This window comes from Klebsiella sp. D-Nf1 (assembly GCF_002810515.1).
GTDB lineage: Bacteria > Pseudomonadota > Gammaproteobacteria > Enterobacterales > Enterobacteriaceae > Klebsiella > Klebsiella variicola.
This window is the reverse complement of record NZ_PIOK01000001.1, coordinates 636260-649058: the sequence shown is the minus strand read 5'-3', so window position 1 is coordinate 649058 and position 12799 is coordinate 636260. Positions and strand designations below refer to the sequence as shown.

Genomic DNA, 12799 nt, shown 5'->3' with positions numbered 1-12799 from the left:
GGCTTAGCTAATACAAATGGCGTGCCAACTTTTTATCTTATTGATTTTAAACAGAGTGGTTGCGAATTGTGCAAGGTATTGCTACAGTCACCTGGTTAATCACACTACTTAATGGCGAAATTCATCATGGCGCAGTACAAGGATAATCTGCTGGGCGAGGCCAACAGCTTTCTCGAGGTGCTGGAACAGGTTTCCCGGCTGGCCCCGCTGGATAAACCGGTGCTGGTCATCGGTGAGCGCGGCACCGGGAAAGAGCTTATCGCTAACCGTCTGCACTACCTCTCCAGCCGCTGGCAGGGGCCGTTTATCTCGCTGAACTGCGCGGCGCTGAACGACAATCTGCTCGACTCGGAGCTGTTCGGCCACGAAGCTGGGGCCTTCACCGGGGCCAGCAAGCGCCATCCCGGGCGCTTTGAACGCGCCGACGGCGGGACGCTGTTTCTCGATGAGCTGGCGACGGCGCCGATGCTGGTGCAGGAGAAGCTATTAAGAGTCATTGAATATGGCGAGCTGGAGCGCGTAGGCGGCAGCCAGCCGCTGCAGGTCAACGTCCGGCTGGTGTGCGCCACCAACGCCGATCTGCCGCAGATGGTAGAGGAAGGCCATTTTCGCGCCGACCTGCTCGACCGTCTGGCCTTCGACGTGGTGCAGCTCCCCCCGCTGCGCGAACGGCAGAGCGACATCATGCTGCTCGCCAACCAGTTTGCCATTCAGATGTGCCGCGAGCTTGGCCTGCCGCTGTTTCCCGGCTTTAGCGAGCGGGCGACCGCAACGCTGCTCGGCTACCGCTGGCCGGGCAATATTCGCGAACTGAAGAATGTCGTCGAGCGCTCGGTGTATCGCCACGGCGACAGCGAGCATGAGCTGGACGCGATTATCCTTAATCCTTTCCGCCAGACTACCGCTCCCACCCCGGAAGCCGCGTCCGGCGATGATCTGCCCGCCCTGCCGCTGGATTTGCGCGATTTTCAGCTCCAGCAGGAAAAACGCCTGCTGCAGCGGAGTCTGGAGCAGGCGAAGTACCATCAGAAGCAGGCGGCGGAGCTGCTGGGGTTAACCTATCATCAGCTCCGCGCGCTACTGAAAAAACATCAGCTGTGAGAGGTGCGCGGCAGCAGCAGCGCGCTCACCGCCATCGCCCCCAGGCATAAGACGGCGTTGAACCACAGGGCATACTGGGCGGCATGGGCCATGCCCAGCGGTAAAAACAGCGCAAAAAGTGACGCCGTCACGGCAATGCCCATCGCCCCGCCCAGCGAGCTGCCCATCTTGTAGATCCCCGAGGCGACGCCGATTTTGTTCTCCGGCGCGTTGGCCACCGCCGTATCCGTTGACGGCGTGGCGTAGCAGCCCAGCCCGAGACCAAACAGCACGTTGCTGGCGAACACCACCCCGATATACAGCGCCTTATCGAGAAAAGTGCAGGATATCAGGCCGATGGCAATGGCGGTCAGCACCGGCCCGGCCATCATCGGCAGCCGGGCGCCATAGCGCTGCAGCAGCTTCTCGCCAACCCGGATCATCGCCAGGACGGTTACCAGATAGCCGAGGGTCATCATCCCGCTCTCCAGCGGCGTCAGGTGGTGCCCCTGCTGCAGCCAGATGCTGGCGATCATCATGGTGCCAATCGCCCCATTGAGCAGAAAGTTCGACAGCACTGCCGCGCCGTAGGCCCGGTTACGAAACAGCGCAAAATCAATCAGCGCCGCCTCGCCTTTGCGCATGCCGTTACGGATAAATACCGCTCCCGCCGCCAGCGCCCCGACCAGCATGGTCAACGACAGCGGGCTGCTCCAGCCCCAGCCGTGGCCTTTGCTGATAAACAAATTCACCAGCACCAGCGCGGCAATCAGGCTCAGCAGACCGCCGACGTCCAGCTTATGCTGGCTGGCGCTGGCGCTGCGGCTCTCCGGCGTACCGCGCAGCAAAAACAGCGCCAGCAGAGCGACGGCGATAGAGAAGACGAAGATCCAGCGCCAGCCGAGCCCGGTGGCGATGGCCCCGCCAACGAAGGAACAGAGACCGCTGCCGCCCCACGAGCCGATGACCCAGAAGCTGACCGCCCGCTGCCGCGCACGCCCTTCATACCAGGTCTTAATCAGCGCCAGCGTCGCCGGCATAATGCACGCCGCCGACAGCCCCTGCAGCACCCGGCCGGCCAGGAACAGCCCCGGTCCCTGAGCGACCACCAGCATGGCGCTGCCGACGATGCTCAGCCCCAGTCCGAGGGTGGTCATCCGCATCCGGCCAAACTTGTCCGCCAGGCCGCCGCTGGCGACCACGAAACAGCCGCTGAACAGCGCGCTAAGGCTGACGGCCAGAGTTAAGGTTTCAAGGGAGATATCAAGACTGCTTTTCATCGCCGGCACCACGTTAATCACCGACTGGGCAAACAGCCAGAAGGTTAAAACGCTTAGCACAATCCCCACCAGCAGGCGATCGCTGCCGACAAAGGGGGTGTCGCTCACGGTGACAGTGCTCATCGCATGGCCCTCCTGTTTCCGGTGATTAACGCAGATAGTGTTCCGCCAGACCGCACCACAGCGCCGCCCCGGTCAGCAACAGCGCGTCGTTGAAGTCATAGCCCGGGTTATGGACCATGCAGCGATCCGGCTCATCGCCGGCGCCGATGGTGAAATAGCTGCCATGCGGGTGCTGCTCCAGCATGAAGGCAAAATCTTCACTGCCCATAAACGGCTTCACCTCGCCCACCTGCTCTGCGCCAAACAGCGACGTCGCCACTTCCCGCACCAGCGCGTTGGCCGCCGGATCGTTACGCAATACCGGGCTGCCGTTGACGTGCGTCAGCGTGGCCGTGGCGTTGAAGCTCTCCGCCTGAGCCACGGCGATATCATGGATCCGTTGCAGCACGGTCTCGCGCACCTGCTCATTGAGGGTGCGCACCGTGAGCTTCATCAGCACGTGATCGTTAATGATATTGGGCGCGTGTCCGGCCTGGATGCTGCCGACGGTGACCACCGCCGGTTCGAACGGGGTGATATTGCGCGAGACGATCGACTGCAGCGCGAGGGTGATATGGCAGGCGACCAGCGTGGCATCCACGGTATGCTCCGGTACCGCGCCGTGGCCGCCAACGCCTTTCACCTCAATATGCAGCGTATCGGAGGAGGCCATCATCGCCCCGTCGCGCAGGCCGATCTTGCCCAGCGGCTGACCCGGCATATTGTGCAGGCCAAAGATGGCATCGCAGGGGAACTGGTCAAACAGACCGTCCTCGACCATCACTCGCCCGCCGTACAGCAACTCTTCCGCGGGCTGGAAAATCAGCTGCAGCGTCCCGGTAAACTGGCGGGTGCGCGCCAGATATTCTGCCGCGTAGAGCAGCGTGGTGGTGTGCCCGTCATGGCCGCAGCCGTGGAAACGCCCTTCGACCTGGCTTGCCCAGGGCTTACCGCTCCGCTCCTGCATCGGCAGCGCATCCATATCCGCCCGCAGGCCGAGTCGTTTTTTTCCGTGGCCGACGCGCAGCGTGCCCACCACTCCGGTGCCCGCCAGGCCGCGGTGAACCTCGTATCCCCACTCGCCAAGCAGTCGGGCGACCTCGCTGCTGGTCTGATGCTCTTCAAAGCCGATCTCCGGCTGCTGGTGGAACTGGCGACGCAGGGCAATAAATTGCGCCTCGTTGACCTGCAAGGCTTCAAGCAACGGATGTGTCATTTTTGTTATTCCTGTGTTGTGTTTGCACGACACTTTCGAGTTTATGCGGGTGAAACAGCTTTCAGGCGCGCTTTTTTGTTTTATATTGACGAGAAATCAATGACTGTTTTTCATACATATCAGTTATGACAAAAAATGACGGGTTGTTTTTTGTCTTCGGAGGAGTGTCACGTGGAGCAGCATTCAGGCGACTTTAGCGTTACCGTGCGCGATGTCCGTCAGTTAAACCAGCCGGAAAGCGATCTGCTGACGCTGCTGTGGGTGTTGGAGGGGTCTGTGACGCTGACGGAGGCCGACGCTGCGCAGCCGCTCGCCGCCGACGGGCTGGCGATCGTTAACCGCAATCGTCGCTGGAGCCTGTGCGGCGACGGGGCCAACGCGGTGATGTTCCTGACCCTTTCCGCCAGCTGGCTGACCCGCCTTGATAGCGTTTTTTTTGCTGTCGACTATCAGATAACGCCGCGCACCCGGGATGCGGAGGACGGCCTGCGCCGCCTGATGCGCCAGCTGCTGGTGAGCGGCCTCGTCAATCATCCCGGCCATTACCGGCTGGAGGCCAATCGCTGGCTGAGTGAGATAGCGCTCCTGCTGGCCACGCGCTTCAGCCAACCCATCGCCTCCACGCCGCGCCGTGGGGCGGAGAACTGGAGCCGGCGAATCGCCAGCGTGGTGGCGCGGATCGATGCCAACTATCAGCGCCGCCTCTCGTTGCAGGAGGTGGCGACAGCGGAATTTGTCTCCGAGGCCTGGCTGTCACGCTTATTTCACAAAGAGGTCGGGGTGAGTTTTGTTCAGTATCTCACCGCGCTGCGCCTGCGCCACGCCGCCGATCAGTTGTTGACCACCCGCAAACCCGCCCAGCAAATCGCCCGCGAACAGGGGTTCGCCAGTACCCGTATGATGAGCGATCTGTTTAAGCGCCAGCACGGCGTGACGCCGCGCCAGTATCGTGAACAGCATCCCCGGGAGCTTGCCCGGCCGCGTCCGCCGCAGGCCGACCGCTGGCAGCCGGTCGCTGTCGACCGGCTCTATGCTCGCCTCAATGAACCGGAACCACGCGACCGGGAAAGTCCCCCGCTGCCGATCAATCCGCCGCAGACCCGAGAGATCAACCTGCACGATCGCCCGGCGCGCGCCGCTGTGCTGCGCCATACCCGGATGGTGGTGACCGTGCGCGAGCTGGACGACCTGCTACGGGAGGATGTGCGCCGGGAACTGGAGCAGCTGCACCGCGCCCTGCCGGTGTATGCCATCGATATCAACGATCCCTTTCTCAGCAGCCGGCTGTTCGGCACCGGCTGGGACGATCCGCAGATGGCCGGCTACGCCTGCTGGTACAATCTGCAGCAGATTTTTAGCTGGCTGGCGGCGATGGGCTGGAACGTGATCCTTCACACCGGCGTCACCACCCGCAGCGATCTGCTGCAGCGGTTTCTGCTGCTCGCCGCCAACCATTTTCCGCCGGCCACGCTCAACAGCTGGCGCTTTGTCTGGCACTGGTCGCCACAGGCCAGCGAAGCGGCCCGCCAGGCGGCCTGGCGGCAGCAGCGCGAGGTTCTTCACCGCCTGCTGCCGCAGCCGCAGCTGGGGATCTGGCACCGCTTTGCACCCAGCGATCCCGGGAACGATCCGCTGTTTCACTCACCGCTGCTGGCGGAGGCGGATTTTCTCGCCTGCCAGGCAGATGCCAACGAACAGCTGGATCTGGCGCAGGCAGACAGCAGCCGCCTGGCGTCCAGCGAACATTATCCGCTGCATAAGCTGCGGCAGATCCACAGCGCCCTGCGCCAGCGACAGCTTAACCTGCCGCTGTGGCTGCTCTCCTGGAATACCCTGACCGGCGATACGCGGGATACCAACGGCCGCTTTTTTCGCGGCGCGCTGTTGATGGATAATCTGCTGGGGGTGGCGGACCAGGTCTGGCTGGCGGGCTTCTGGTTAAATTCAGGCCTCCAGGGCGAAGCCCGCGCTAACGGGAAGCTCGATACCTCCAGCCTGGCGCTGCACTATCTGCACGGGCTGCCTCGCCCGGTTTACTGGGTACTGTGGCTCTGGCGGCGGCTACGCGGCGAGATCCTGTTTCAGGATAAAAACCTGCTGTTGCTTCACCACCAGGGGCACTACCAGCTGCTGCTGCGCAATACGGTGGTCTACAATCCCTGGCTCTCCAGCGAAGCGGCCTTTATCCAGCGCTTCAGCCAGCCCTACAGCGTGCGGCTGCAGGGTCTGGAGGGCGGCTGGCGCGTCAAACAGCACCTGTTCGATCAGCATCATGGCGCGTTATTCCCGCTGGTCGACGCCTTTCGCAGCCGCAGCGGCCCTGACGCCGAGGATTACCAGTGGCTGATGCATCAGGCCCGTCCGGCGCTCAGCGTGGAAGATGCCCGGCTCGACGGACACTGGCTGCGGATCGACTCGCTGGAAAGCAACGCTTTGGCGCTGTACGAATTTACGCCTCAGCGCTCACCAGGCGAGGATCCCGCCCCCGCAAGCAAACCGTGAACTTTCCGCTGACTTTCCGTCGTTGCCGGATTAAAGACCAGTAGCGAAAGATCGGGGCGGCCTTCCACGGCAAAAGAGGTGAACTCCAGATCGAGCGGGCCCATCTGCGGGTGGTGAATGCGCTTATAGCCTTCTCCGTGGCCGGCGACGTCATGGCTTTGCCAGAAACGGGCGAACTCAACGCTCTGCTGCGTGAGTTCAGCGATCAACTGGTCAGTTTCCGCCGTCGCCCCCATCCGGGTGACGTCGGCGCGAAAAGCGTTGACGATAAGCTGCCCCACCGTCTGCCAGTCTTCCAGCGTGCTGCGGGCTTCAGGTCGGGTAAACAGGCGACGCAGTACATTGCGCTCCGCCAGCGGTAGCTGGCTGTAGTCGGTTAGCACCCTGGCCGCCGCCGCGTTCCAGGCGATGACGTCCCAGCTGGCGGTGCGGATAATCGCCGGAATGGTAAAAGCGTCAAGCACCCGCTGCAGCCGCGGCGTCATATCATCCGTCACCGTCAGACGCGTCTGCGGCGGATGGCCAAAGGCGAGAATAAACAGGTGTTCGCGCTCCGGGGTGGTCAGCCGCAGACCGCAGGCGATCCGCTCCAGCACCTCGCGGGAGGGCGCCCCGCCGCGCCCCTGTTCAAGCCAGGTATACCAGGTCGGGCTGATACTGGCGAGCTGCGCGACCTCTTCGCGACGCAATCCCGGCGTGCGCCGACGTCCCGCCGGGAAGCCAAACGTCACCGGATCGAGACGCTGGCGCCGGGCGCGGAGAAAATCGCCTAAAGCATGGTTGTCAGAAGTGTTCATCATCTGCCTGTGGGATCTGCCTGTTAGAATTTATACCCCGATAATGTCTCTACTTTTATAGTATGGCATCGCGGGTAGGATACGCCTGAAACCCGTTCAGGAGATCCATGATGCGTATATTTCTTACCGGTGCGAGCGGCTTTATCGGCTCACGTATTCTTCCGGCCCTGCAGGCGTCGGGCCATCAGGTTATCGGCCTCGCGCGCAGCGATGCCACAGCGCAGACCCTTAAGGCGCATGGCGTCGAGGTGCACCGCGGCACGCTGGACGCCCCGGACTCGCTACTGGCCGGCGTCGAGGGCGCCGACGCCGTGATCCATACCGCCTTCGACCACGACTTCAGCCGCTTTGCCGCCAACTGCGAGAAAGACCGCCAGGCGATCCTGACCATGGGTCGGGCGCTGCAAGGCAGCGCGCGGCCACTGATCATCACCTCCGGCACGCTAATGGGCGACGACGGGAGCGGCGTCCCGGCCCGGGAGTCGTTCTTTAACGCAGGGCACCCCAGCCCGCGCACCGCCTCTGAACTCGCCGGTCAGCAACTGCTGGAAGCGGGAGTGGATGTCCGGGTGGTCCGCCTGCCGCAGGTGCATGACACCGTGCGTCAGGGGCTACTGACCAGCTATATCGAACGCGCGGTCGCCAACGGGGCGGTGGCCCTGCGCGGCGAGGGAAGCAATCGCTGGTCCGCCGCCCATGTCAAAGACGTCGCGCGACTGTACGTTAGCGCCCTGCTGCAGGGCGCGGCCGGCGAGCGCTATCATGCGGTGGACGAAGAGGGGATCGCGTTACGGGATATTGCTGCGGTAATTGCTCAGGGATTAAACCTGCCGCTGACCCACCTGGATGAGTCGCAGGTCGACGCCTGGTTCGGCTGGTTTGCGCCATTTACCGCCCTCGATCTGCGCGCCAGCTCCGCATGGACCCGTGAGCGATTGCAGTGGCAGCCGGTTGGCCCCGGGCTGCTGGAGGACCTGCGACATATGGATTATCAAAAAGTGACGTTGTCACAATAAACAGGCACGGCCCCTGCTTATTTCCTGACGGGCTCGCCCGCTGCCCGTCAGCCCCTCTGCTCTCTCCCCGCTATACTGAATATATCTCCACGGCGTCAGCGCCTGTTTCATCGTCTGGCAAACCGCGGCCAAACAGACCTGACTGGCGATATCGGCGATAAAAAGTTACCATGTTTCAATATACAGACTCGGTTCCGCTACTATTTTAATCAATTGACTGAATACTATACGCTCCCGGTGACCGCATTATCCCTCAGGCTTATTGAAGGCGGTGGTGAATGTCTATTAATCTTAATAAGATAGAGTTCAACTCTATAATCAAACAGAAAATATGCGCCTGAAATTGTCATCTCTCCTGGCAGCGGTTTCCCTGCTGTGTGGGCAGGCCTTTGCCGCCCCTGTGCTCCCTGACCGCGCCGATATCCGCGACAGCGGTTTCGTCTATTGCGTCAGCGGCCAGGTGAATACCTTTAATCCGCAGAAAGTCAGCAGCGGCCTGATTGTCGATACGCTGGCCGCTCAGATCTACGATCGTCTGCTTGACGTCGATCCCTATACCTACCGGCTGGTCCCCGAGCTGGCGGAGAGCTGGGAAGTCCTCGATAACGGCGCCACCTACCGCTTCCACCTGCGCCGCCATGTCCCGTTTCAACGCACGGCATGGTTTACCCCGACGCGGGACTTCAACGCGGATGATGTGATTTTTACCTTTGGCCGTATTTTTAACCGCGACCATCCATGGCACAACGTCAACGGCAGCAGCTTCCCCTACTTCGACAGTCTGCAGTTTGCTGACAGCGTGGAGAGTGTGCGTAAGCTGGATAATCAGACCGTGGAGTTTCGCCTCAAGCGGCCGGACGCCTCGTTCCTCTGGCATCTGGCCACTCACTATGCGTCGATTACCTCTGCCGAATATGCCGCCCGCTTAACGCAAGACGACCGCCAGGAGCAGCTGGATCGCCAGCCGGTCGGTACCGGTCCGTTCCAGTTGTCCGAGTACCGCTCCGGGCAATATATCCGTCTGCAGCGTCACCCCGACTACTGGCGCGGCAAACCGTTGATGCCGCAGGTGGTGGTGGACCTCGGCTCTGGCGGTACCGGCCGACTGTCGAAACTGCTCACCGGGGAATGCGACGTGCTGGCCTGGCCCGCCGCCAGCCAGCTGACGATCCTGCGCGACGACCCGCGCCTGCGCCTGACGCTGCGCCCGGGAATGAACATTGCCTGGTTGGCCTTCAACACCGCCAAGCCGCCGCTGGATAACCCCGAGGTGCGCCACGCGCTGGCGCTGGCCATTAACAACCAGCGCCTGATGCAGTCCATCTACTACGGCACCGCAGAGACGGCGGCATCCATGCTGCCGCGCGCCTCGTGGGCCTATGATAACGACGCTAAGATTACCGAATATAATCCCAAGGAGGCCCGCACGCGCCTGAAGGCCCTGGGGCTGGAAAACCTGACCCTCAAGCTGTGGGTGCCCACCAGCTCGCAGGCGTGGAACCCCAGCCCGCTGAAAACGGCGGAGCTTATCCAGGCGGATATGGCGCAGATTGGCGTCAAAGTGATTATTGTGCCGGTGGAGGGGCGCTTCCAGGAAGCGCGCCTGATGGACATGAACCATGATCTGACGCTCTCCGGCTGGGCGACGGACAGCAACGATCCGGACAGTTTCTTCCGGCCGCTGCTGAGCTGCGCGGCGATCGCCTCACAAACCAACTTTGCCCACTGGTGTAACCGGGAGTTTGATGACGTGCTGCAAAAAGCGCTGCTCTCGCAACAGCTCTCCTCGCGGATGGACGCTTACAAAGAGGCGCAGCGGATCCTCGCCCGCGAACTGCCGGTCCTGCCGCTGGCCTCCTCGCTGCGTTTGCAGGCCTATCGCTATGATATGAAAGGCCTCGTGCTGAGCCCCTTCGGTAACGCTTCGTTCGCTGGCGTATCGCGGGAGAAAACCGAAGAGGTGAAAAAACCATGATTATTTTTACCCTGCGTCGTCTGCTGTTGCTGCTGGTCACCCTCTTTTTTCTGACCTTTATCGGCTTCAGCCTGAGTTATTTCACCCCTCATGCGCCGCTACAGGGCGCCTCCTTGTGGAATGCGTGGCTGTTCTGGTTTCAAGGGGTGCTGCACTGGGATTTTGGCGTCTCCAGCATTAACGGCCAGCTGATTTCCGAACAGCTGCGCGACGTGTTCCCGGCGACCATGGAACTGTGCATCCTCGCCTTCGGCTTTGCCCTGCTGATTGGCATTCCGGTGGGCATGATCGCCGGCGTAATGCGCAATAAATGGCCCGATACGCTGATCAGCGCCATCGCGCTGGTTGGTTTCTCGATCCCGGTGTTCTGGCTGGCGCTGCTGCTGACCCTCTTCTTCTCGCTGACTCTTGGCTGGTTTCCGGTCTCTGGCCGCTTCGATCTGCTGTATGAGGTGAAAACCGTCACCGGTTTTGCGCTGATTGACGCCTGGATCTCGGACTCGCCATGGCGCCATGAGATGATCGTCAGCGCCGCGCGGCATATGGTGCTGCCGGTGCTGACCCTGGCGGTGGCCCCCACCACCGAGGTGATCCGCCTGATGCGCATCAGCACCAGCGAGGTGTATGACACCAACTATGTCAAAGCGGCTGCCACCCGCGGCGTGTCGCGACGCAAAATTTTACTGCGCCATGTACTGCACAACGCCCTGCCGCCGGTGATCCCGCGCCTCGGCCTGCAGTTTTCCACCATGCTCACCCTGGCGATGATCACCGAGATGGTGTTCAGCTGGCCCGGACTGGGACGCTGGCTGATCAACGCGATCCGCCAGCAGGACTACGCGGCGATCTCCGCCGGCGTCATGGTGATTGGCGCACTGGTTATTATCGTCAACGTGATTTCCGATATCCTCGGTGCCATGGCTAACCCGCTGAAACATAAGGAATGGTATGCCCTACGATAGCGTTTATCTGGAAAAGCGTCCGCCCGGCGCGCTGCGCACCGTATGGCGTAAATTCTATGGTGACACCACGGCGATGATCGGCCTGTACGGTTGCGCGGGTCTGCTGTTGCTCTGCGTCTTCGGCGGCTGGTTCGCCCCCTATGGTATCGATCAGCAGTTCCTTGGCTATCAGTTGCTGCCGCCGTCGTGGTCGCGCTATGGCGAAGTCTCCTTCTTCCTGGGGACCGATGACCTGGGCCGCGATGTGCTGAGCCGGCTGCTGAGCGGCGCGGCGCCGACCGTCGGCGGGGCCTTCGTCGTCACCCTCGGCGCGACGCTGTTTGGCCTGGTGCTGGGCGTGATTGCCGGGTCGACTCACGGCCTGCGCTCGGCGGTGATGAACCATATTCTCGATACCCTGCTCTCTATTCCCTCGCTGCTTCTGGCGATTATCGTCGTCGCGTTCGCCGGGCCGCACCTCAGCCATGCGATGTTCGCCGTCTGGCTGGCGCTGCTCCCGCGCATGGTGCGTTCCGTCTACAGCCTGGTCCACGACGAGCTGGAGAAAGAGTACATCATCGCCGCTCGCCTCGACGGGGCGTCGACGCTGAACATTTTGCTGTTTGCCATTCTGCCCAATATTGCCTCTGGCCTGGTGACCGAGATCACCCGCGCCCTGTCGATGGCCATTCTGGATATTGCCGCGCTGGGCTTTCTTGATCTCGGCGCCCAGCTGCCTTCACCGGAATGGGGAGCCATGCTGGGCGATGCGCTGGAGCTTATCTATGTCGCACCGTGGACCGTGATGCTGCCCGGGGCCGCGATTATGCTCAGCGTACTGCTGGTCAACCTGCTGGGCGACGGTATTCGCCGGGCGATCATTGCCGGGGTACAATAATGCCGTTACTCGATATTCGTCACTTAACTATCGAATTTAGAACCAACGAAGGTTGGGTGAAAGCCGTCGATCGCGTCAGTCTGACCCTGACTGAAGGCGAGATCCGCGGCCTGGTGGGCGAATCCGGTTCCGGGAAAAGCCTTATCGCCAAAGCCATCTGTGGGGTGACCAAAGACAACTGGCGGGTCACCGCCGACCGCATGCGTTTCGATGATATCGACCTGCTGCGGCTGTCGAACCGCGAGCGGCGCAAACTGATCGGCCACAACGTGTCGATGATTTTCCAGGAGCCGCAGTCCTGTCTTGATCCCTCTGAGCGCATCGGCCAGCAGCTGATCCAGAGTATCCCCGGCTGGACCTATAAGGGCCGCTGGTGGCAACGGCTGGGCTGGCGTAAGCGCCGGGCGATAGAGCTGTTGCACCGCGTCGGCATTAAGGATCACAAAGACGCGATGCGCAGCTTCCCCTATCAGCTCACCGACGGTGAGTGTCAGAAGGTGATGATTGCCATCGCCCTGGCCAACCAGCCGCGTCTGCTGATCGCCGATGAACCCACCAATGCCATGGAACCCACCACCCAGGCGCAGATTATTCGTCTGCTGACGCGGCTCAACCAGAATAACAACACCACTATTTTGCTGATCAGCCACGACCTGCAGATGCTCAGCAAATGGGCGGATAAAATCAACGTCATGTACTGCGGACAGACGGTAGAGAGCGGCCCGAGTGAAGAGCTGATCACCCTCCCGCATCACCCGTACACTCAGGCATTAATCCGTGCGATCCCGGATTTTGGCAGCGCCATGCCACATAAAAGCCGCCTCAACACCCTGCCGGGGGCGATCCCGCTGCTGGAGCAGTTGCCCATCGGCTGTCGGCTGGGGCCGCGCTGCCCTTACGCCCAGCGCGAGTGTATTGAAACACCGCGTCTTACCGGGGCACGCAACCATCTGTACGCCTGTCATTTCCCGCTGAACATGGAGAAAGAGTGA

10 protein-coding genes are annotated in these 12799 nt (G+C 61.7%); 7 read left to right on the top strand and 3 right to left on the bottom strand.

Going from position 1 to position 12799, the window contains the following annotated elements:
- Positions 1 to 111: 111 nt before the first annotated feature.
- Entirely contained in the window at positions 112 to 1101 is a 990-nt protein-coding gene (gene pspF, locus CWM54_RS03140) for a phage shock protein operon transcriptional activator (protein ID WP_165785875.1), read from the top strand.
- Here the strand turns inward: pspF and CWM54_RS03135 are convergent.
- Entirely contained in the window at positions 1092 to 2483 is a 1392-nt protein-coding gene (locus CWM54_RS03135) for an MFS transporter (RefSeq protein WP_100630914.1), read from the bottom strand. The genes pspF and CWM54_RS03135 overlap by 10 nt on opposite strands.
- Before the next feature lie 25 nt (positions 2484 to 2508).
- A complete protein-coding gene (locus tag CWM54_RS03130) occupies positions 2509 to 3678 on the bottom strand; it encodes a M20 aminoacylase family protein (RefSeq protein ID WP_100695925.1) in 1170 nt (389 codons plus the stop codon).
- A 171-nt stretch (positions 3679 to 3849) separates the two neighbouring features.
- Here CWM54_RS03130 and CWM54_RS03125 point away from each other — a divergent pair, with 171 nt between their 5' ends.
- Entirely contained in the window at positions 3850 to 6180 is a 2331-nt protein-coding gene (locus CWM54_RS03125; RefSeq protein ID WP_100695923.1) for a helix-turn-helix domain-containing protein, read from the top strand.
- Here CWM54_RS03125 and CWM54_RS03120 read toward each other — a convergent pair.
- Positions 6135 to 6977: a helix-turn-helix transcriptional regulator gene (locus CWM54_RS03120; protein WP_100695921.1), complete on the bottom strand. Its 843-nt coding sequence runs from the start codon at positions 6975 to 6977 to the stop codon at positions 6135 to 6137. The genes CWM54_RS03125 and CWM54_RS03120 overlap by 46 nt on opposite strands.
- 107 nt (positions 6978 to 7084) lie before the next feature.
- Here CWM54_RS03120 and CWM54_RS03115 point away from each other — a divergent pair, with 107 nt between their 5' ends.
- The 5 genes from CWM54_RS03115 (at position 7085) to sapD (ending at position 12799) form a co-directional block, all read left to right on the top strand.
- Positions 7085 to 7993 carry an SDR family oxidoreductase gene (locus CWM54_RS03115; RefSeq protein ID WP_165785874.1) on the top strand — a complete coding sequence of 303 codons (909 nt, stop codon included), beginning with the start codon at positions 7085 to 7087 and terminating at the stop codon, positions 7991 to 7993.
- Between the two features lie 331 nt (positions 7994 to 8324).
- Entirely contained in the window at positions 8325 to 9968 is a 1644-nt protein-coding gene (gene sapA / locus CWM54_RS03110; protein WP_061154889.1) for an ABC transporter substrate-binding protein SapA, read from the top strand.
- The gene (gene sapB, locus CWM54_RS03105) at positions 9965 to 10930 is read left to right on the top strand and encodes a putrescine export ABC transporter permease SapB (protein WP_061154890.1); all 966 of its coding nucleotides are present in this window, start codon (positions 9965 to 9967) and stop codon (positions 10928 to 10930) included. Before sapA ends, sapB begins: the two co-directional genes overlap by 4 nt.
- Positions 10917 to 11807, top strand: coding sequence for a putrescine export ABC transporter permease SapC (gene sapC, locus CWM54_RS03100; protein WP_008807805.1), 891 nt, complete (start codon positions 10917 to 10919; stop codon positions 11805 to 11807). Before sapB ends, sapC begins: the two co-directional genes overlap by 14 nt.
- Complete coding sequence (gene sapD / locus CWM54_RS03095; RefSeq protein WP_061154892.1) at positions 11807 to 12799, top strand: putrescine export ABC transporter ATP-binding protein SapD; 993 nt, start codon at positions 11807 to 11809, stop codon at positions 12797 to 12799. Before sapC ends, sapD begins: the two co-directional genes overlap by 1 nt.